Source organism: Flavobacterium sp., assembly GCF_043722275.1.
Classification (GTDB): Bacteria; Bacteroidota; Bacteroidia; order Flavobacteriales; family Flavobacteriaceae; genus Flavobacterium.
The window spans coordinates 12,623-35,638 of record NZ_JAYSPC010000197.1 but is presented as its reverse complement, the minus strand read 5'-3'; the positions used below and the strand labels follow the sequence as shown (position 1 = coordinate 35,638).

15 protein-coding genes are annotated in these 23,016 nt (G+C 32.3%); 13 read left to right on the top strand and 2 right to left on the bottom strand.

Translation table 11 applies throughout. The features are described from left to right. Window positions 1–129: 129 nt before the first annotated feature. The 10 genes from ACHZDT_RS23555 to ACHZDT_RS23510 all read left to right on the top strand — a co-directional run bounded on the left by ACHZDT_RS23555 (window position 130) and on the right by ACHZDT_RS23510 (window position 15,985). A complete protein-coding gene (locus tag ACHZDT_RS23555) occupies window positions 130–741 on the top strand; it encodes an RNA polymerase sigma factor (protein ID WP_394777140.1) in 612 nt (203 codons plus the stop codon). A gap of 90 nt (window positions 742–831) precedes the next feature. After that, the gene (locus ACHZDT_RS23550; protein WP_394777139.1) at window positions 832–1,947 is read left to right on the top strand and encodes a FecR family protein; all 1,116 of its coding nucleotides are present in this window, start codon (window positions 832–834) and stop codon (window positions 1,945–1,947) included. 237 nt (window positions 1,948–2,184) lie between these two features. Continuing rightward, window positions 2,185–5,898 carry a SusC/RagA family TonB-linked outer membrane protein gene (locus ACHZDT_RS23545; RefSeq protein WP_394777138.1) on the top strand — a complete coding sequence of 1,238 codons (3,714 nt, stop codon included), beginning with the start codon at window positions 2,185–2,187 and terminating at the stop codon, window positions 5,896–5,898. An 11-nt stretch (window positions 5,899–5,909) separates the two neighbouring features. After that, window positions 5,910–7,394 (top strand): RagB/SusD family nutrient uptake outer membrane protein, encoded by a 1,485-nt coding sequence (locus ACHZDT_RS23540; protein WP_394777137.1) that lies wholly within the window; start codon window positions 5,910–5,912, stop codon window positions 7,392–7,394. A gap of 18 nt (window positions 7,395–7,412) precedes the next feature. Next, window positions 7,413–8,273: a putative zinc-binding metallopeptidase gene (locus tag ACHZDT_RS23535; RefSeq protein WP_394777136.1), complete on the top strand. Its 861-nt coding sequence runs from the start codon at window positions 7,413–7,415 to the stop codon at window positions 8,271–8,273. 41 nt (window positions 8,274–8,314) lie between these two features. Further along, window positions 8,315–9,655: a DUF4302 domain-containing protein gene (locus tag ACHZDT_RS23530; protein WP_394777135.1), complete on the top strand. Its 1,341-nt coding sequence runs from the start codon at window positions 8,315–8,317 to the stop codon at window positions 9,653–9,655. Between the two features lie 849 nt (window positions 9,656–10,504). Beyond that, on the top strand, window positions 10,505–11,251 hold the full coding sequence (gene fabG, locus ACHZDT_RS23525; RefSeq protein WP_394777134.1) for a 3-oxoacyl-[acyl-carrier-protein] reductase: 747 nt from the start codon (window positions 10,505–10,507) through the stop codon (window positions 11,249–11,251). A gap of 86 nt (window positions 11,252–11,337) precedes the next feature. Next, the gene (locus ACHZDT_RS23520) at window positions 11,338–13,365 is read left to right on the top strand and encodes a hypothetical protein (protein WP_394777133.1); all 2,028 of its coding nucleotides are present in this window, start codon (window positions 11,338–11,340) and stop codon (window positions 13,363–13,365) included. Window positions 13,366–14,049: 684 nt separating this feature from the next. Beyond that, the gene (locus ACHZDT_RS23515; protein WP_394777132.1) at window positions 14,050–14,946 is read left to right on the top strand and encodes a LysR family transcriptional regulator; all 897 of its coding nucleotides are present in this window, start codon (window positions 14,050–14,052) and stop codon (window positions 14,944–14,946) included. Between the two features lie 73 nt (window positions 14,947–15,019). After that, on the top strand, window positions 15,020–15,985 hold the full coding sequence (locus ACHZDT_RS23510) for a YeiH family protein (protein WP_394777131.1): 966 nt from the start codon (window positions 15,020–15,022) through the stop codon (window positions 15,983–15,985). Between the two features lie 16 nt (window positions 15,986–16,001). Here ACHZDT_RS23510 and ACHZDT_RS23505 read toward each other — a convergent pair whose 3' ends face one another. Continuing rightward, window positions 16,002–16,808: a hypothetical protein gene (locus tag ACHZDT_RS23505; protein ID WP_394777130.1), complete on the bottom strand. Its 807-nt coding sequence runs from the start codon at window positions 16,806–16,808 to the stop codon at window positions 16,002–16,004. Window positions 16,809–17,138: 330 nt separating this feature from the next. Between ACHZDT_RS23505 and ACHZDT_RS23500 the strand changes: the two genes are divergently transcribed. After that, the gene (locus ACHZDT_RS23500) at window positions 17,139–18,137 is read left to right on the top strand and encodes a zinc dependent phospholipase C family protein (protein WP_394777129.1); all 999 of its coding nucleotides are present in this window, start codon (window positions 17,139–17,141) and stop codon (window positions 18,135–18,137) included. A 483-nt stretch (window positions 18,138–18,620) separates the two neighbouring features. Here ACHZDT_RS23500 and ACHZDT_RS23495 read toward each other — a convergent pair whose 3' ends face one another. Then, the gene (locus ACHZDT_RS23495; protein ID WP_394777128.1) at window positions 18,621–20,711 is read right to left on the bottom strand and encodes an LTA synthase family protein; all 2,091 of its coding nucleotides are present in this window, start codon (window positions 20,709–20,711) and stop codon (window positions 18,621–18,623) included. 201 nt (window positions 20,712–20,912) lie between these two features. Between ACHZDT_RS23495 and ACHZDT_RS23490 the strand changes: the two genes are divergently transcribed. Together ACHZDT_RS23490 and ACHZDT_RS23485 are read left to right on the top strand one after the other, a co-directional pair. After that, complete coding sequence (locus ACHZDT_RS23490) at window positions 20,913–21,578, top strand: response regulator transcription factor (protein WP_394777127.1); 666 nt, start codon at window positions 20,913–20,915, stop codon at window positions 21,576–21,578. Continuing rightward, window positions 21,579–22,976 carry a sensor histidine kinase gene (locus tag ACHZDT_RS23485; RefSeq protein WP_394777126.1) on the top strand — a complete coding sequence of 466 codons (1,398 nt, stop codon included), beginning with the start codon at window positions 21,579–21,581 and terminating at the stop codon, window positions 22,974–22,976. The last annotated feature ends 40 nt before the right edge of the window (window positions 22,977–23,016 follow it).

Genomic DNA, 23,016 nt, shown 5'->3' with positions numbered 1-23,016 from the left:
GTAAAAAAATTGTTTTTGAAAATTTGCTTTTATATATTTATCGCACGATACTAAAGGAATATGTTAAAATACCGTATTCTTTTTGTTAAAATGAAGTGACTATTTTCAAGAATTACCTGCCAAATTAATATGAAGACCCAAAAATTAGAATATAAAACTTTTGATGATATTATCCTTTGGAATAATTTGAAAGATGGGGATGAAAAATCATTCTCAATATTATTTGAAAAATACTATGCTGATCTTGTTAATTACGGAAATTCCCTTTCTCCGTATTCCGAAAAAGTACAGGATTGTGTTCAGGATGTTTTCACTGATATTTGGGTTTATCGCAACAAATTACAAAGTACAGTTGTCGTAAAAGCCTATTTATTATCCAGCGTACGCAAGCGAATTGCACGTTTGCATGAACGTGATCATATTTTTCGAAAAGTAACAAGCACCGATTCTATTGCATTTCTTTTAGAATTTTCAGTCGAACATGATCTTATCGATGATGATTATGCGACCAAAGAAAGAGTTGTTCATTTGAATAAATTGTTAAATGATTTACCGGCAAGGCAAAAAGAAGCTTTGTATTTAAGATATAATCAGGGATTGACGGTAGAACAAATTGCCGAAATGCTTGAAGTCAATTATCAATCGGCAAGTAACCTGTTACATCGCGGTTTACTTACGCTGCGTAAGGAATGGAAGGGGAGCTTTTCGTTAATTCTTCTGCTATCTTTAACTACATGTTAAATTTATTTTAAAATAAAATAAAAAAAATCACAATTTGGTGAGTATATAATAAGAAAAGTGTCCTCTATGTTTTTGTAACCTTATTTTTAGATGCAAAAACGTAATACATATACCGAATTAGAAGATTTCTTATCTGATGAATCATTTCAATCATGGATTTTAAATAAAATCGATGAAGATGGCTGGGAAGAGTGGACTTTAGAAAGCCGCCAACGTGCCAAGTTGGTCGAAGATGCAAGATTGTTGTTATTGGCTATGAAAGTGCCAAATTCTACTTTATCAGCATCAGATATTCATAATGCTTTGCAAACTACGTGGGTTAAAATTGAAGAAAAAGAAAATCAAAACAATTTAATTCCACATTCAAAAGTAAAATTCCTTCGAAAATATTTTCTTAGCGGAGTTGCTGCAACCTTAGTTTTTGGTCTCATTTCAATTTGGTTTTATAACAATCAAATTGTCCCGAATAATAAAGTTGTTACCTATAAAGAACTTATCGATGAAAATAGTGAAGGATTAGTTGAGCAGACTAATAATTCAGATAAACCGCAAATCATCACATTATCAGATGGAAGTTCGGTTTTATTACAACCCAATAGTAAATTAAGTTATCCTAAAATCTTTACCGGAAACGAAAGAAAGGTGTATTTATCCGGCGAAGGTTTCTTTGAAATTAGTAAAAATCCTAAAAAGCCTTTTTTTGTTTATGCAAACGAAATTGTTACTAAGGTAGTTGGGACTAGTTTTCGAGTGAAGGCTTATTCTGATCAGCCTGATGTAGAAGTTCTCGTGCGCACCGGTAAAGTTAGGGTAAAATCTAATGATTTAGTTTCCAGATCAAATCAGGAAGAAGTAGTCTTGCTTCCCAATCAGGCGTTGCGTTTTGTACGCAGCGATTTGAGTTTTAACAAGATCACGAATATTACCCAGGACGAAGAACTAACTAAAAGCGTTGGAAATATTGAGCAATTAAGCTTCGAATTTACTGATATTCCCGTATCGCAAATCTTCGAAACAATTGAGCAGGCTTATTTAGTAGATATTGATTACCCTAAAAATAAATTGAAAGATTGCCACCTTACCACTTCATTAAGCGATCAGCCTTTGACCGAAAAACTAAAAATTGTTTGTAATAGTATTGGGAACAACACCAGTTTTGAAATGAATGGAAATCAAATTATTATAACATCTCAGGGATGTAATTAAATCAATTTTTAACTGTAATTAAAGAGTTGATTTAAATTAAAAAGCTAATAAACAACCAAAAATAATCCAAAACAAAACTAACAGTAATGCCTATGTAAAAGATAATGCATAAAAAAAGTGCCGAAATGCTGTAACATTTTCGACACTTAAATAATTTGAATTTCTCTCTGTAAAGAGCAATTCATCACGTTTCTTAGAATACACTCGAATCCGTATTAATCAAAACAATCCAAAATTATGAAAAAACCAGTTGTTAAACAACGATTACTCCATCGAATCATGAAAATAACACTATTTCAGTTTGTCCTGGCGCTTGTATTCTCAAGTGTTGGAATGGCAAATAATGTAAATGGGCAAAAAAAACTAGATACTAAAGTCACCATAAATGTTGCCAATTTAACGTTGGATAATGTGCTGTCTAAGTTAGAAAAGTCTGCTCATGTAAAATTTTCGTATAATTCACGATTGCCTCAGCTTGCACAAAAAGTAAGTATTGATGCCAATCAGGAAGTTCTTTCAAGTATTCTTAATAGAATCTTAATACCTTTTAATATAACCTATACAGAAATAAGCAATCAGATTGTGCTGCAAAAAAATGCAACAGATCCTTTTACAGCCACAGATGCTAAAAATTCCTTATTCGAAATATTAACTGCCGGACCTATTATTAAAGGTTTAGTTACAGATGCTAGTGGCAGTCCGTTACCGGGTGCAACAGTATTAGCCAAAGGAACTAAAATAGCAGTTCTTACTGATTTTGACGGTAAGTTTGTTATTGAAATGCCTGCGAATAGTGACAAAATTGTAATTTCTTATGTTGGAATGGAGTCCAGAGAAATTGGAGTTGAAAATACAAATCCTACCATTGTTTTGGCAGAAGCCGGACAAAATTTAAGAGAAGTTGTAGTGACAACAGGTTACGAAAAAACATCTAAAAGAACCTTTACAGGTGCAATCAGCAAAATTTCAGGTGCTGAATTAAAAGTTGATGGAGTAGTAGATGTAAGCAGAATGATTGAGGGTAAAGCTGCCGGTGTTACGGTTCAAAACGTGACAGGAACTTTTGGTACTGCGCCTAAAATCACGGTTCGTGGATCTTCATCAATTTTTGGAGATACAAAACCTTTATGGGTAATTGATGGAGTTGTTCAGGAAGATATTATCAATGTTTCGTTTGCTGATTTAGCTTCCGGAAATTCATCAACATTATTGAGTTCATCCGTTGCAGGTTTAAATTCGAATGATATTCAAAGCATTGAAATTCTTAAAGATGCATCTGCAACATCAATTTATGGTTCAAGATCTTTGAACGGTGTTGTGGTTGTTACAACGAAACAAGGTCGTAGAGATTCTCCTTTGAAAGTGAGTTATTCTGTAGAAAATACAGTAAGAGCCGTTCCAAGTTATTCGCAATATGATATCCTGAATTCACAGGAATCAATGAGTGTTTTTCAGGAAATGAAACAAAAAGGATATCTTGATTTAAGTTCTTCGTACACAGGTAGATTTGGTGGTGCTTATAATATTCTTGCAAAAGAAATTAACCGTTATAACGATTCAAACGGACAATTTGGAGTTAAAAATGATCAGCCAAATATCAATCAGTTTTTAAAAAAATACGAACTGGCAAATACAGATTGGTTTAGTGTTTTATTCAGACCTTCAATTACACAAAATCACTCATTAAGTTTTTCGGGTGGTGGAAAAAACAATACTTTTTATGCCTCTTTAGGATATTATACAGATCCGGGATGGACAATTGCCGATAATGTAAAACAATTAACATCAAATATTAAAGGAACTTTCTTTGTAAACGACAGATTAAATATTACACTTTCTACAATGGGATCTATCCGTGATCAGGAAGCTCCGGGATCTTACGAAAGTAAAAAAGATGTTGTATTTGGCAGAGTAAACAGAGATTTTGATATCAACCCATTCAATTATGTTTTAAATACAAGCAGAACTTTAAGACCTTATGATGATAATGGAAATTTAGAATATTATCAAAATAACTGGGCGCCAATGAATATTGTAAACGAATTAGCCAACAATACTTTAGATATAAAAGTAAATGATATTCGTTTTCAGGTTGATTTAGATTATAAAATAAACAAACATTTAACCTACAATCTTACTGGTTCTGCGCGTTATGCAAATACATCAAGAGAACATAAAATTTATGAAGGTTCAAATGTAATTGCCGCGTACAATGCGGGAGTTGGAGATAATTTGAATACACAAATACAAAAAGACAACGTGTTTTTATATCAGGACCCTAATGATTTAACAGCACCAAAAGTTTCGGTATTGCCAAGTGGAGGATTTTTAAGAAAGTTTACAAACGACATGACTTCTTATAATATCAGAAACAGTATTACGTATAGAAACACCTTCAAAGAGAAACACGAAGTTGAAGGTTTCTTTGGTACAGAACTTCGATCAGTAGACAGAAACAATGATAATTTCACGGCTGTAGGGATTCAATATGATAAGGGACTTACTTCATTTATTGATCCTAAAATAATTGAAAAAATTGTTAATGGCGGAGATTCTTATTACGAATTTGGACAAGAAAGAGAAAGAACAGTTGGTTTCTTCGGGAAAGTTGGATATACGTATGATCGTCGTTATACAGCTTCTGTAACAGGACGTTACGACGGATCTAACAGACAAGGAGATACAGGTTCATCAAGATGGCTGCCAACTTACACAATTAGTGGAAAATGGAATGTTGCCGAAGAAAAATTCATGAAAAATGTTGAATCAATCAATACTTTAGCATTAAGAGCTTCGTACGGACTTACTGCAACGGCTGGTCCTGCAACAAATTCACTGGCTATTTACAAAAGTTTTATTACGGACCGATTCAATCTTTCGGATAGAGAAAATGCGATCAGAATTGACGATTTGCAAAACAGGGATTTGACTTGGGAAAAACAATTTGAAACAAATATTGGAGTAGATATCGGAATGTTTAATAACAGAGTTCAATTGACTACAGATGTTTACAGACGTAAAGCATTCGACTTAATTGATTACGTAATTACTTCCGGTGTTGGAGGTCAATCGGTTAAACAAGGAAATAATGCCGATATGGAAACAAAAGGTATTGAACTTGGATTTACAACTCAAAACATTGTAACGAATAATTTTAAATGGTCAACAACATTGAACTTTTCGGTATATGACCAGAAAATCACAAAATTAGCTAATAAACCTTCGGCATTTGATTTGGTTGATTCTAATGGAGGAAATACAGTGGGACATCCTAGAAACTCTATTTATTCGTACCAATTTACAGGTTTGAACAATCAGGGATTACCAACATTTCTTTTACAGGACGGAGCAGAAAATAATATTTCGAAAGCTAACTTTCAGGATACTGATAATGTTGACAAATATTTGAAATACGAAGGATCAATTGAGCCTAATAAATCAATTGGTTTAGCCAATACATTCACTTATAAAAACTGGTCATTGTATGTATTTGTTGTAGGATCAGGCGGAAATAAAGTTCGTTTAAATCCGGTTTACAGTAATGAATATAACGATTTAACTGTTTTTACTAAAGAATATACCAATAGATGGATCAATCCGGGAGATGAAAATAAAACCAATATTCCTGTTATTGCAGATAAATTATTGAACAGAAACTACGGAGCAAATGATTTACAAATTGCCTATAACACTTATAATTATTCTGATGTAAGAGTTGCTGATGGTGATTTTGTACGATTAAAAAACGTTTCGCTTAGTTGGGAATTTCCTAAAGATTTCAAGAAAAAACTAGGAGTTAGTGCTTTCACATTAAAAGGATCAGCAGTAAATCCGTGGTTGATTTATTCAGATAAAAGATTGCACGGGCAAGATCCTGAATTTCGTAATACAGGAGGAGTTGCTTTCCCAATCACATCTCAATATACATTTACTTTAAATCTTTCATTATAATAATATTAATTATGAAAAATATAAAAATAGCACTTTCATTAGTATTGCTAATTAGTATTAGTAGTTGCGATGATTTTTTATCAGAAGTGCCAGACAATAGAACACAGATAAATACGCCTGAAAAAATATCAGAATTATTAGTAACCGCATATCCATCTGCCACCTATATGGCAATTGCAGAAACCATGTCTGACAATGTATTTGACAGCGCATTACCGGATTCAAATATAGATAATAAGCAAAGTTACAATTGGGAAATGCAAACCCAAATGGGGCTTGATACCGAAGCCAATTTCTGGAGCGCTTCCTACAGCGCGATTGCAGCAGCAAATCAAGCTTTAGAAGCAATTGATGAACTTGGAAACCCTGCTAGTCTGAATCCTCAAAAAGGAGAAGCATTAATGGCAAGAGCATATTCACATTTTATGTTGGTTTCATTTTGGGCAAACCGATACAATCCTGCAACCGCGGCAAAAGATTTAGGAATTCCTTACATCACAAAACCCGAAGGAGCTTTATTGGTTCAATACAAACGTAACTCTGTAAAAGAAGTTTTTGATTTTATTGAGCAGGATATTAATGAAGGAATGAAGTATGTAACTAACGGTTATAAAGAACCAAAATACCATTTTAATGTTGATGCGGCAAAAGCTTTCGCAAGCCGTTTTTACTTAGTAAAAGGCGATTGGGATAAAGTAATTGAATACTCAAAAGATTTAGGTTCTGCGCCAACAACGCTAAGGGATTACAACGCTTTTAATGCAGTTGCTTATGCTCAGATGCCTATTGAATATTCAAGAGTAGAACAAGCGACAAATTTATTAGTAGCATATCCTAATTCAATCTGGAGAAGATCTATTGCCTATAGATTTACACTTGCAGGAAACAGAGTAGATGAGATTTTAGGAACAGATACCAATATTTTTGGTAAATCATGGGCGATACGTGCTGCTGGTCAATATAATGGAGGACAAACAGTTCTGGTTCCTAAATTTTATGAATATTTTAAAGTTACAAACCTGACTACAGGTGTTGGAGAACCATATACAGGAACAGTACTTTTAAGTAATGATGAATTTTTCCTGAATAGAATTGAAGCGCATGTCATGACAAATCAGATTGCACAGGCAAATACCGAATTAGAATACTTTTTTGCAACCAGAACAGAAAATTACGATCCGGCTACAGATAAATTAACAGAAGCGAAAGTGGTAGCTAAATATCCGGTAATCGAAGGAGAGTTTACACCATATTACACTTTAACTTCGGTTCAGGCATCTTATATAAAAGCTATTGCAGAAGCAAGAAGAAGAGATTTTATCCATGAAGGAATCAGATGGTTTGATATCAAGCGTTTTAATCTTGTAGTAACACACAATACCTCCGAGTTTGGGCAAATTGTAAAAAACAACGTTTTGGTTAAAGACGATAAACGCAGGGCTTTGCAAATCCCGGTGAGAGCATCAGACAATGGAATTGAAAAAAATCCACGTTAAAAATTTAATTTAATTATTATGAAAATATTAAAAAAATATAAAGCCATTGCAATGATTACAGCTTCAATGTTGTTTGTTGCCTGCGCTCACGAAGATCAGCCTGGAGAAAGTCAGTTAGATTATTCAGAACGTGATAAAACCGAATTAGATAAATGGATTGATTCAAGCTTTTTAGATCCGTATAACATCAAGATTTATTATGAATGGAATCAAAATTTGGTAGATAATACAAAATATTTATTTCCACCAACAGTAGAAAAAGTACAACCTGCACTTGAAGTCGTTAAAAAAATCTGGATTGATAGTTACAGTACAATTGGCGGAAAGGATTTTGTTAAAAAAATTGCTCCAAGAGAATTTGTTCTCGTTGGCGGATTAAACTTAAATACAAACGGTACATTGACATTAGGATTAGCCGAAGGAGGACAAAGAGTTACACTTTTTCAGTTAGATTATCTTAACAGAAAAAGCAGACCTGAAGTAACCGAGTTTATCCATACCATTCAGCACGAATATGTACACATTTTAAACCAGACCAAACCTTTTGATGAACAAGCCTGGGCAAAATTAACGCCGTCAGGATATACAACAAGCTGGTACACAGAAAGTACAGCAACATCAAGATCATTAGGTTTTATAACAAGTTATGCAAGGCTTAATATCTATGAAGATTTTGCCGAAACGGCTTCTGTAATTTTAACAAGCTCAAAAGCAGAATATGCTGCAATTTTAGCCGGAGTTACAGACGTAAACGGTAAAGCTAATATTAAAAAGAAAGAAGCAATTGTAGTGCAGTATTATAAGGATAATTTCAATATCGATTTTTATGCTTTAAGAGATGAAGCACAAAAAAACACAGATATTGTTATCAGCAATTAAGACATCATAATGAGTAATAATTAATTATACAAATCAATATTATGAAAAAACATATATATAAGTACCTGATCGTTGCATTTGTGGCAATAGTATTAGGTGCATGTACAAGTACAGAAGCTGATCAAAAATTCGATCAGACTCCTACAGAGCGTTTAAATGCTCAGAAAAAAGAATTGCAGGACGTATTACTTTCATCGGCAGAAGGCTGGAAAGCAGTTTATTATACAGATAGTACACAATTAGGCGGATGGACGCATTTGTTTAAATTTTTGCCTGACGGAAAAGTCGATATGGCATCAGATTTTGATGAAGATACAGACATTCACAGAAGTCAGTACGAACTTCAGTTAGGAAGCACCGTAAGTCTGGTTTTTACAACCGCAAATAGAATTCATCTTTTATCCCAATCTGATAATTTCCCAACAGCGGCACTTTATGGAAAAGGATATTTAGGAGATTTTCAGTTTTTTTATTACGGACAACAAAATGGAGAAATCATTTTTAGATCAAACAGAAATTTCAGAGAATTAAGATTTGTAAAAGCCACAGCAAAAGACTGGACAGATTTACCTCAAAATACGCCAATAATCGAAGCAATAACCGGAGAAATTACAAGTCCGTTGTTTAGAATATTAGAAGAAAATGACGGATCGACGATCAAACAATACGAATTTGATTTTAATTCAGATGCACGTTTTGGAACAGCAACATCATTAGCCGCAGGTTCTGATGAAACATTTGGTCTCGCATTATCCTACACACCAACAGGAGCAATATCAAAAACTCCGGTAGTAATTAAAGGGCAAAAGTTATCAAATTTCACCTATGATAGTGCAAGTAATACTTTTATAGCCAAAGGAACAGGAGGAGTAAGCGCAACGATTAAATACACAAATGCACCGCCAAGATTAACTGATGATTATAAAAAATTTACAGACGGTCAACCGCAATATGTTTTAGGATACATAGCCGCAAACTTATATTCGGCATCAACAACATCTGATTATTTCAGGTCATTAATTGCGAAAGCAAATGCTTCGTTACCGGCAAATCAATCGATAAGCAGAATTCAGGTTTTCTTTAATTCAGCTTTTGGGAATTATATAGAATATCGTTTTAATGGAGGTAAACCAGCTGTTTATCACAACTTTACCATCAGTTCAAATGATACAAGCAAAACCTTAATATTAACTCATGATTCGTGGGATAATGGTGCTGCTGTAATTCCTGCTCCGGCATTCCTGAAAAATCTTGATGCAGAATTTTTTACTCCTGCCGGATTATATGTTAAAAAAGAGAATTTTACTGTAACATATAGTAATCCTGTATATACAATAACAAGTTCAACAAGTAGTTTTAGAATGACCACATATCAGTTATAGTTTATTTTAGTTTTTTTTATTTTGGATAAAGGGCAGCTCAATTTGAGCTGCTTCTTTTTAAACTGAAATACATTTAGTAATTAATAAAAGTTCAATTAAACCCATAGAAACATAGATTTTAAATATAAAAAAACGCAAAAGAAATATGTGTGTTTTAAATAAGTGAAACGCCTTTTTTTGAGCTAAAATTCTATGTTTCTATGTGTTAAAGAATTTAAAGACAACGTGTTAATTAATAATAAAACCCATTATGAAAAAATATATTACGCCTCTAAATATCGCTTTCTTTTTATGGGGATTAGTGCTTGTAACTATATCACAATTGAATCCTGAGTATACAAGATATTTTCTGTATTTATCAATCATAGTAATCATTCCGATAGCGATAATTAATATGATAAAAATGAAAAATGAAGATAAACGTAATGGTACGATGTTATTTCAGAAGTCAGTTTACAGAATGCTGTTCATGGCAATATTACTGGGATTTGTATTTTTTATATCAAAACAAAATCCTGTTTAAAACAAATTAGATCAGTAATTATTTTTAGTTATTAATCTCATATCTTTTTAATTATAAAAGAATAGTTTTGATTTTATTTTGAAGAAAGAGCAGCTCACTTTGAGTTGCTTTTTTGATTTTAGATGTTTCCCTTTTATAAGTTTTTGCTAATGTTGAAAGGTTATTGCAATAGTTATTTTTTTAAAAAGGGAATTATCATATATTTGACAAGTCATTCATAGCCCTGATAGAAATGGAAATCCTTTTGTGTTTTTTCTTTAAAAACAGAAAAGATTGAAATGGATAGCAGGAATAGCTACAAATAAATATTAACATTAATTTTGAATATGAAATTACTAGAAGGAAAAGTTGCCATTATTACGGGCGCTAGTCGTGGAATTGGAAAAGGAATTGCTGAAGTTTTTGCTAAACACGGTGCAAATGTGGCTTTTACATATAGCTCATCTGTAGAATCAGCTCAGGCTTTAGAAGCTGAATTGAATGGTTTAGGAATTAAGGCAAAAGGATACCAATCGAATGCGGCCGATTTTAATGAAGCCCAAACTTTTGTAGAAGCTGTTTTGGCAGATTTTGGAACAGTTGATATTTTAATTAACAATGCCGGAATTACTAAAGATAACTTGTTAATGCGTATGTCTGAGGCTGATTTTGACCAGGTTATTGATGTGAACCTGAAGTCAGTATTTAATATGACAAAAGCAATTCAAAAGACATTCTTAAAAAAACGTTCAGGTTCTATCGTTAATATTAGTTCTGTAGTTGGAGTTTCCGGAAATGCAGGACAAACAAATTACGCAGCTTCAAAAGCAGGTGCAATTGGATTTACAAAATCTGTAGCATTAGAGCTTGGATCCCGTAATATTCGTTGTAACGCAATCGCTCCGGGATTTATTGAAACCGAAATGACTGCAAAATTAAACGAAGATGTAGTAAAAGGATGGAGAGAAGGAATTCCTTTAAAACGTGGCGGAACAACAGAAGATGTTGCAAACGCTTGCCTTTTCTTAGCGTCAGACATGAGTGCTTATATTACAGGACAAGTACTTAATGTTTGCGGAGGAATGCTTACTTAAAAGGTACTGAGGTTCTAAGTTACAAAGGTTCAAAGGTTTTATATTGTAATTTTGAATTACATATCTTCAATTATTAAATTATAAATATGACTACAAACACGATTCTATTATTATTACTTTCATTAGTAATAGCGGGTGGTTTGTCGTATTTTCAATACTTTTTTAAAGCCAAAAACAAATCCAATGTGATTTGGTTTTTGGCTTTTTTACGTTTTCTTGCCATTTTTGGATTATTGGTTTTATTGATAAACCCAATAATGACAAAAAATACGCTCGAAATTACCAAAACTCCATTGGCAATTGCTGTCGATAATTCAAGTTCGATTGCCGTTTTAAAATCAGATAAAAAGGCATCAGAATTATATCAGAAATTAATCTCGAATCCTGCCCTTAAAGAGAAATTCGAAATTCAATCGTATCAATTTGATGCTGATTTTAAACCTTCGGACAAATTTGATTTTAAAGGAAAGCAAACCAATCTTGATGAAGTTGCAAAGAATTTAAAAAGCATCAACAAAAATCTGATTTTCCCAACAGTTATTATTACTGACGGAAATCAAACTACAGGAAACGATTATGTATATCGTTTTGACCCTGTCAATAAAGTTTATCCTTTAGTTGTGGGAGATACAACTACATTTCTTGATTTTAAAATCAATCAGCTTAACGTAAACAAATACGCGTTTCATAAAAATAAATTTCCCGTAGAAGTTTTTCTTCAATATTCAGGAAATAAAAATGCAATTGCTGATTTTACCATTAAACAAGGAAATACCGTTGTTGCAAAAGAGAAAGTTTCTTTTTCAGGATCTAAAAAAACAGCGACTTTAAATTTACTTTTACCCGCTGATAAAGTAGGATTGCAAGTTTTTAAAGCCAGTATTTCATCCAGTTCAAAAGAGAAAAACAGCTACAATAATATCAAAAATTTTGCGGTTGAAGTAATCGATCAAAAGTCAACTATTGCAATCGTTTCGTCTATAAATCATCCGGATATTGCAGCATTAAAACGTTCAATTGAAATTAATGTGCAACGCAAAGTAATTTTGGTTAAACCAAATGATATTAATCAGTTACAGGAAGTTTCGGTTTTAGTTTTATATCAGCCTAATACCGCTTTTAAAGCCATTTTTGACAACAATAAATTGGTAGCAACAAACACGTTTATAATTACCGGAGCAAGCACTGATTTTAATTTTTTAAACCAGCAGCAAAAGAGTCTCGTTTTTAATATGAGCAATCAAAGGGAAGATTATTTAGCAGAGTTTCAATCGCAGTTTAATTTATTTGCGATTGATAATATAGGATTCGAAAATTTCCCGCCATTGCAAAATTTATTCGGCACAATTACAACAAATCCGGGAGTTTCAGTTTTACTTTCTTCAAAAATCAGAAACGTTTCCACGAATGCTCCGTTATTGGCTTTCGCCGAAAATCAAGGCAAACGAACCGCTTTTTTGTTAGGGGAAAACAGCTGGAAATGGCGTTTACAAAGTCATATTGACAATCAATCCTTTGAGAAATATGATGTTTTTATAGATAAGATAATTCAGTATCTGGCATCGACAACTTCAAGGAAATCTCTCGTTGTCACACACGAAAGCTTTTATAATTCGGGAGAAGCAATTGTAATTAATGCACAATACTTCAATAAAAATTATGAGTTTGACGAGAAAGCCAGACTAACGATTACAGTAACAAATGCCGAAACAAAACAAGCAAAAAACTACGATCTTTTAAAAGGAAATAATTCATTCTCAGTAAATCTGGACGGATTATCAACGGGAAAATATAATTTTATCGTAAAAGAATTAAATACAAATACATCTTATTCAAGTCATTTTGAAATTTTAGATTTTGATATCGAAAAACAATTCGTAAATCCCGACGTTTTAAAATTAAAACAACTGGCTTTGCAAACAAACGGAAAAGCATTCTTCGAAAATCAGGCAGATGATTTGATTCACGAACTTTTAGAAAATAAGGAATACAAATCAATTGAGAAAAATGTTTCGACAAAAACTCCGTTAATTGATTGGATTTGGTTATTGATTTTGATTGCTGTTTTATTGACAACAGAATGGTTTGTTAGGAAATATAATGGATTACTTTAAATGGTTGCAAAGGTTCATAGAGGCAAAGGCACAAAGTTTTTGAACTAGCTTTAGATTATTTATATATTCCCTATGGGCAATGTCATTAAGTTAAGATTTTTTAAATTATAATTTCTCGCAAGTTTAGTTTGAATTGCCTCCAGCTTTAGCTGGAGTTTATATAAAATCACTCTGAGTGGCTTTAGCCAAAAAACGTGATTTGGCTAAAGCCATCTTATTGTCCATATTAAACACCTCCAGCTGAAGCTGGAGGCTAGTCAATAAATAAACATTTTAAAAACGCGGAAACACTTTGCCTAAAAATTGTTTGGTCATAATGATCTTAAAAAAGCTTAACTTAATGACATTGCCCTATGGGACAAAATTAGGTTTTTATAATGAACGATCTACCAATATGTAATCTCTACGAGATATTCCTTTAGTACTTTTTGGGTTGATTATAAAAAAAATATAAATACTCGTTTGAATATATAAATTGATAATGCATTCATTGTAAATTTTTCTACTATTTCTCCGTTACGAGTTATTCTTGATAATATTAACGATGCAATTTCTCTACTATTACTCCGTTAGGAGTTAAATGTTGGTAGAAATAAATATCCCAATTTAAATTTGTACCGTAGGGACTACATATTAAATTCGTGTAAATCAGTGAAATTAGTGTTTCTTTAAAATAATAAAAATATGGATTTCAGGCTAAAAGTTTTTTACACCGTTGCACTCCGCTTAAACTTTACAAAGGCGGCAACAGAATTATACATTTCACAGCCAGCGGTTTCTAAACACATTCAGGAACTGGAAGAAACCTATAAAACCAAACTTTTTGAACGAAACGGTTCAAAAATTGCCTTAACTTCGGCAGGGGAAATTCTCTTAAAACATACTAAAAACATTTTCGAGATTTATCGTGAAATCGACTTTGATATGAGTTCGTTTATCAACGAACGTCAGGGATTATTGAGATTAGGGGCAAGTACAACAATTTCGCAATATATTATTTCTCCTGTTTTGGCACGTTTTCATCAAAAGCAAAAAGAAATCAAAGTCAATTTGCTCAACGGAAATACCGAACAAATCGAAAATGCTTTAATCAACAAAGAAATCGAAATTGGAATTGTTGAAGGACAATCTAAAAATCAGTCCATTAAATACATTCCGTTTTTAAAAGACGAATTGGTTTTAGTTTGTAATACCAAAAATCCTTTCTTAAAGCAAAGCGAAATTTCATTAGAAGACCTAAAATTAATGAAATTCATAACTCGTGAACGCGGATCAGGAACACTTGAAGTTATAGAATTTGCTTTAAAACAAGTAGATATAAAAATTACCGATTTGCAAATCGAAATGCAATTAGGATCTACAGAAAGTATAAAATCATATTTGTTAAATTCTGATTGTTTTGCCTTTATGTCAATCCATGCAGTAGATAAAGAACTAAAAAATAACGAATTAATAGTTTTAGATGTAGCAAATTTATCAATCGAAAGATACTTTTACATCATCACATTATTAGGAAAATCAGATTCGTTATCGGAGCTTTTTATCCAAAATATTTCTTCTTACTATAACTTAGCGTTATAGTCGATTGTAATTTACAATTGGCGATTATCGTATAAACGGCAGATCTTTGTAAGGAAATATCAAACTCCTTATTTTGAAAACGCAACAACAAACATCAGCACATTTATTACAGATTAATCTTTATGCACAACAAGCAATATTTGCTTTAATAATCGCATTGTGTTTATTTTCAATCATTTCTCCGCCAATCGCTTTATTATTGGGTATAGTAATAGTCAATGTTTTTGGAAATCCTTTTGTAGAATTTAATGCGATCGCCATAACTTATTTATTACAATTTTCAGTTATAGGTTTAGGTTTCGGGATGAACGCTACAGCGGCAATTTTGGCAGGAAAAGAAGGCTTTTTACTAACGATATTCTCAATTTTCAGCACTTTAATCTTAGGAACATTTTTAGGAAAATGGTTAAAAACCGACAAAAAAACATCCCATTTAATTTCATGCGGAACCGCAATTTGTGGCGGAAGTGCGATTGCAGCAATTTCTCCCCTAATTAAATCAAACGAAAATCAGACATCAATTGCATTAGGAGTAATTTTTATTCTTAATTCGATAGCATTATTTGTTTTCCCGTTCATAGGACATCAGCTTGATTTGTCCCAAAAAGAATTTGGATTGTGGTGCGCAATTTCCATTCACGACACAAGTTCAGTAGTTGGCGCCGCCAATAAATACGGAGCCGAAGCTTTGCAAATTGCTACAACCGTAAAATTAGCCAGAGCATTATGGATCATTCCAATTTCACTTTTAACGGCAGTAATTTTCAAAAACAAATCCCAAAAAATCAAGATTCCTTATTTTATAGGTTTGTTTATCCTCGCAATGCTTTTAAATTCGTATGTTCCTTCAACGGCAATTGTTGCACCGTATTTTGTTACTGTTGCTAAAATTGGCTTAACGATAACTTTATTTTTAATAGGTGCAACTTTAAATATAAACACTTTAAAATCAGTAGGAGTAAAGCCTTTATTACAAGGAGTTATTCTCTGGATATTTATTGCGGCTTTAGGTTTGGCTTCAATTGTATATCTCAATTAAAAGTATAAAGTTTAGATTATTTTACGTTAGAAAATTTCACAACAGGTTTGCCAACAATTTTATACCATTTTCCGCTAAAGGAAAGCCGCTTTTCAATTACAAAATTAAATTGCTTTTTCGTCTTCGCCATTTCGCTTACTTCCTTTGGTAAATCTACTTCGTAGTCATCTTCAGTGCCTTTTGGTTTACGATAAAAACCTGTGGTTGTAATGGTAAAATCTCTGAAAAACTTTTTCTTTCCATCATTTACAACATTGTAAGTACTTGACCACGATGTGCTTCCTTCGCCATTATTTGAAAGTCGGTAATCAGCAACTTCCATTAAAGGCTGGTATTTTCCATCAAAACCAACAATTAAATATAGATAGGCACTATAAGGAGCGCCCGCGCCGCCGTTTGCGTGAATCATTGTAAACGCATATTGATCCTCACCAATTTCTATTAATTTTGGAGTTGGAGCCTGAGCAAAAGCGCCAAAAGCAGCAATTGCAGGCTGAAATGATCTCATTTCCCAAACTTTATCATTTTTAGCAAACTTCGCTACACCAACAAGACCACCAGAAAATCTACTGGTTTGCAAGCCGTCTTCATCATAAACAGAATGATTAAAAAGCAATAATTTAAACTGATTTCCTTTTGAATCTGTGTATGCAATATTTTCAAGTATTCTTGTTGCAACACCTCTTTCGTAAGGAAAATCCTGATCGCCCTCAACACCATTTACGTCATTGTACGGAGTTGATTTACACTTTTTACAATTCCAGCTTATAAAAGTATTACGATCATCTAATTTATATAATTTGCCGGGAAACAATTTCTGCATTGTTTTTACAGCATCAAAAGGATCGGATACCTTTAAAGTTCTTTTGGTATTTAAGATTGTATCGCTAACATTCTTTAGTTGGATGATATCATCTTGTGCCGAACAAATTGAAGAAAAAAATAAAAAGACAATACAAAAACGGATTAGGCGCATATTTTTAGAATTTAGAATAAAAAAACAGCACGAATTTACAAAAGAAACTTTCAATATGAACAAATATCACTAATATCGTTTAAAATTTATACGAAATTAAATTAACATAATCTTTTCAGGTATTCTTTTGAATTATATATAAAAAAAATAAATTTGCAGTTCAAATAAAATACAAAAATGAAAAACTTTAAAATGAAACCAAGACTAATCGCCCTATTCGTATTAGCTATTGGATTTTTGACACTATCATGGGGAATCGTTGGTCACGAACGCATCAATAAAGCCGCAGTTATGGCTTTACCTCAATCAATACAAGTGTTTTTTTACAATCACATTGATTTTATCACACAAGAAGCATCAGTTCCGGACATTCGTAAATATGCTTTAAACTATAAAGACGAAAACCCAAGACATTATTTTGACATGGAAAATTTTGGAGCTGTAGACAGTATTCCACAATCTATGGAAGCAGCAAAGAAAAAATACGACGCTAAATTCTTGAATGATAATGGTATTTTACCGTGGTACATTGAAGATATGATGGTAAAACTAACAAAAGCATTTAAAGACAAAAACAGAGCCGAAATCCTGTTTCTTGCAGCAGATTTAGGTCATTATGTTGGTGATGCGCACATGCCGCTGCATACTTCTGCCAATCACGACGGACAATTAAGCGATCAAAAAGGGATTCACTCACTTTGGGAAAGCAAACTTCCTGAGTTATTCGCTAAAAATTACAAGTTAAATGTTCCGCAGGCAGTTTATTATGAAGATGTTCACAAAGAAATCTGGAACATGATAAACAATACACACAGTTTAGCGCAGCCATTACTAGACATTGATAAAAAGCTAAGAACATCAACTCCTGAAAATCAGGTTTATAAAATGGATGCTGACGGAAAAGTATTGAAAAGCAAATACAATACAGCCGTTTTCTCTGATGAATATGCAAAGAAACTACACCAGCAATTAAACGGAATGGTTGAAAGCCAAATGAGAAAAGCCATTACAGCAACAGCAAGTTTTTGGTATACTGCGTGGGTGAATGCAGGAAAACCAGATTTAAGCGATCTTGATGCGCCGGCAGTTACACAAAGAAACTACCAGGCTTTAAAAGACGATCAGAAAATGTTCCAGCAAGGAGATCTTTTCGGAATGAGAAATCAGAACGACTAAAAAAGCTTTCAGTCTCAGTTTACAGTTACAGACTAAAATAATAAAAGCCTCAGATTCAGTTGAATTTGAGGCTTTTATTTTTCCTTAAAAGTATAGGGATTTAAATATTTAGAATTTGGAGCTACTTCTCCCGAAGCTTCGGGATCAGCTAAATCTTTTATTTTTTTAAAGAAAAAATAAAAGGATACCGCTTCCATCAGGGCTAAAACACCAGTTTTTATAACAACTTATCATTTTATAAATCTTTTTTCAAACTAAGCATTCACAAAGCTTGATAAGAAGAAAGAAGCAAGAGACAACAAAAGAGACAAGATATTAGAAGCAAGAAAAGAGACAATAGAAAATAGATAATAGAAAATAGACAAGGAAAATAAAAATCCGCGTCAAATCCGTTTAAATCTGAGTCATCCGTGCGCCATTTCAAAACTTACCCAAAACCTATGCACTCAAACTTTTGGAATTTGGAATTTATAAAATTGGAATTTAATGTTGATATTTCTTATGTTTCAACATATCGGAAGCCGTTTGATAAAAAGAAATCGTTTCATTTACTAAATCAGTTCTTTCTGTTTTCAAAGGGATTTCATTAAAATCAATTTGATATTCCGGAGCAATTCCAGGTTTAGAATTAATCTTCAAATCAAACTGTTTTACTTGTTGTTTAGGCGATAAAACCGTCAAAACATTATCTTTTATCAAACCTAAATCCTGATAAGTGGCAATAAAAGCTCTCGGTTTATAATCAGGTTTCAAAACATCCTGTCCAAAGAATTTGCTTTCATAACTAAAATGCAACAATCCAAAAAGCGTAGGCATCAAATCAATTTGCGACATCAACTGATTGTATTTAACCGGTTTCGCTGTAGGATCATAAATAAAACCCGGAATCCTGTATTTATCTAAAGGAAGTTCTGTTTTTCCAGCGCTTGAAGCACAATGATCTGCAACAATCACAAAAACAGTATTTTTAAACCAAGGTTGTTTACTCGCCATTTCAAAGAATTTTCGCAATGCGTAATCCGTATATTTTACACCGCCATCACGAGATTTAATATCACCCGGAATATCAATTTTATTATTTGGGTATGTAAAAGGCCTGTGATTACTCACCGTCATAATATGATTAAAGAAAGGTTTGTTTTCCTTCGCTTCAGCATTCATCACTTTAATCGCTTTATTGTACATATCTTCATCACAAACTCCCCAAACATTAGAAAACGTAATTTCATCAGGAGAAAAGCTGGATTTATCTACAATTTCATAGCCATTTCCGGAATAGAAATCCTGCATATTATCAAAAAACGCATCTCCGCCATACATGAATTTCACGTTATAACCTCTTTGTTTAAAAAGCGCTCCTGTTGAAAATTTATTTTTATTGTCTTCTCTTTTTACAACACTTTCACCAGCAGTTGGCGGCAAACATAAAGTTACGGCTTCAAGGCCACGAACAGTTCTGTTTCCGGCTGCATACAGATTAGTAAATTCTAAACTTTTCTGTTTTAAACTATCTAAGAAAGGTGTAATGTTTTGCTCGTTTCCGTACGTTTTCATAAACTCGGCACTATAACTTTCGATAGTAATCAAAACCACATTTTTATGGTTTTCTGTAGAATCGCTAGTTATTTTTCGGGTTGTGGTTTCACCATTAATAGTAGGTAATTGTTCTTTTAAAAGTGCAAAAGCTTTTTTATCAGAAAGCGTTTTGTAAAACTTAAAATAATCAAGTTTGTTATTTTCAAAAGCAAGATAAAATTTATACAATCCGTTAGCCTGCAATTCATTCACAAAAACATTTTTAGAATTTTCTGTTTTTGCTATAGTTGGAATCGCAATTATAGACACAATAAACAAACCAATATAAAGAGCAGTAATTTTTAATTTCTCAGTTATATTCGGAATATTATCAATATAGTTTCTGGATCTTTTTAGTATAAAATAAGTAACAATTGCCGTTATTAAAAACAAAGCAGAAAATATCGGGATAACCGGATAAGACTGCATAATGTTTCCTATAACTTCATTAGTATAAATCAAATAATTAACTGCAATAAAATTGTATTTAACGCCAAATTCGTTCCAGAAAAAATATTCACTTAATCCGTTTTGTAAAATCAATAAAACATATAAAAACAGCACAAAAGCAAATAACCAATATCTGATTTTGTCCCTTAATTTTGGAACAAAAAGTAAAAGTGCAAAAAGAGCCGTTTTAATTCCGATAAAAATCAAAACAATTTTGGGTAAAGCACCTCCATATTCGTCAAGAATACTTTTTCCTGACGCAACATATAGAAAGAGAACAACAAAAAAGCCCAGAATAATATATCCGTATGGTTTATTGTATTTAGAATTTGAAATAAAAATTAAATACAGCCACAAAAAGACACTTGCCACTACAAAAACAAAAAAATCTGAAACAAGTCCCAGAGCAAATATTTTCAGACTTTCAATAATTGTAAACGAACTTTGCGTAATAGGATGAAAAAACAAGACTATTCGCAAAATAAAGCTTACAGCGAAATAGAATAGAGCAAGATTGTAAAATGGGGATAGTTTCTTATAAAAATTCATCTGTTTATTTTTTTTTACAAAACTAAACTCAATAGATTAGTTCTGGATTAAGTTACACTATAACCTTACTTAACTTTGACTTAATATTCCCTTAAGATAAGAATTTTTCTCCTATTAATATGCTTTTAAGAATTTTCTGAGTTCAAAATTTTTATCTTTGGTCATTAAAATTTCATAGTTTAATCATAATTCTGTAATTAAATGCACATATTAATAGTTGAAGATGAGTTAGGTATTATTCAGTTTTTACAACAAGGTTTGCAGGAAGAAGGATATCAAATTACCACTGCAAATGACGGCTCAAAAGGTTTTGAATTAATTCAGAATCAAAAATTTGACTTGATTTTATTAGACTGGATGCTTCCTAAAATTAATGGATTAGATTTATGTAAAGCCATCAGGGTTAAGGATCAAACAACGCCAATTATTTTTTTGACTGCAAAAGATACCGTGCAGGAAACTATAGAAGGATTAAAGGCAGGAGCAAATGATTATATCAAAAAACCTTTTAGTTTTGAAGAACTGGTAGAAAGAATAAAAATTCATTTTAGAAATCAAAAAGGATTAGAAATCCTCACTTTAGGAACCATCAAAATTGATTTATCGAAACATGTTGTTTTCAAAAACGATGAAGAAGTATCGCTTACACAACGTGAATTTGAATTGTTAACCTATTTAATTAAAAACAAAGGAAAAGTTTGTACCCGAAACCAGATTTTGAAAGATGTTTGGGAGATTAATTTTGAATATGATACCGGCGTAATTGATGTTTTTATGAATGCGATCAGAAAAAAACTCAATTTAAAAATTGAAGAAGATTATATTAAAACAATTCGCGGTATTGGTTATATCGCTAACGACTTATAAATGGCACAGCTTTCCTTTAAAAACAGAATCGCATTAAATTATATTATCACTACAGGATTGTTGATTTTAGCGGTGTTTTCGGTAATTTATTCCATTGTAAAACACACCGTTTACAGCCATATTGACGAAAAAATTAACGTTGAAATTCAGAATCATCTTGCAGAAATTAAAGAAATTAATGGAAAAGTAATCCTTATAGATGCAGAAGAATGGAATGAAAGAGAACATAATACAGTAGATGTAAATCCCGTTTTTGTAGAATTTTTAGATATAAATAAAAAAATTACCGAAAAAGCGCCAAATCTTAAAACCGAAACTCTTGAATTTAATGATTCCGTACAGGATTTTGAGCTATTTGATACAAAAATGGGCGATCACGCTATCAGGCAAATTCAGGTTCCGCTTCATATTAAAGATAAAAAAATAGGATATGTGATTGTCGCAATGTCTTTGGCCGATTCTACAATGGTTTTAGATAATTTGTTTGATATCATGTGTTTGTCATTTTTGGGAATCCTATTATTATTGTTTTTTATAGCGCGTTTTTTTGCAGGCAGAAGTATAAAACCCATAAATGCGATTATCAATACTTCGAAAATTATTACAAAAGACAATTTAAAAACGCGTATTCCGCTGCCCAAAACCAAAGATGAATTATACACACTTTCACAAACAATAAACAATCTTTTAAACCGAATAGAAGACGCAATAGAACGTGAAAAACAATTCACATCAGATGCTTCTCACGAATTACGTACGCCTTTAACGGTTATTAAAGGAACTCTTGAGGTTTTAATTCGTAAACCTCGTGATAATAAGGAATATGAAGAAAAGATAAATTATTGCGTAAAAGAAGTAGATCATCTTAATATGTTAGTAGATCAGCTGCTTTTAATGGCGAGGTTTGAAAATCAAAAAGAGAATATTAATAGCGAATCGGTTTATTTAAATTCATTGATTTTAGATGTTCTGACGTTAAATTCAGAGAAAATAACCAATCAAAATATTAAGATAAAATTCGATGCGCAGGAAGATTATTATATTGAATCAGATCATTTTTTAGTCATTACAATTCTTAGAAATATTATTTCTAACGCAATTAAATACACTAATAAAGATGGAGAAGTAAATGTTTTACTTTCCAGACAAAATGATAAAATTATCTGTAAAATTTCTGATAACGGAATCGGAATTGCAAAGCACGATTTAGAGTCGATTTCTAATCCTTTTTTTAGATCTAACTCAACGGATCATCCTGAAATTAAGGGGAATGGATTAGGATTATCTATTGTGAAAAGAATTACAGAATTGCTTCATATTAAGTTCAAAATTGAAAGCGAAATAGAAGTAGGGACAACTGTAACTTTAAGTTTTAACGAAAAGATGCAAACGTTATAGTGAATTTAAAAAATCCTATGGAAACAAATGCTTCAGTTTT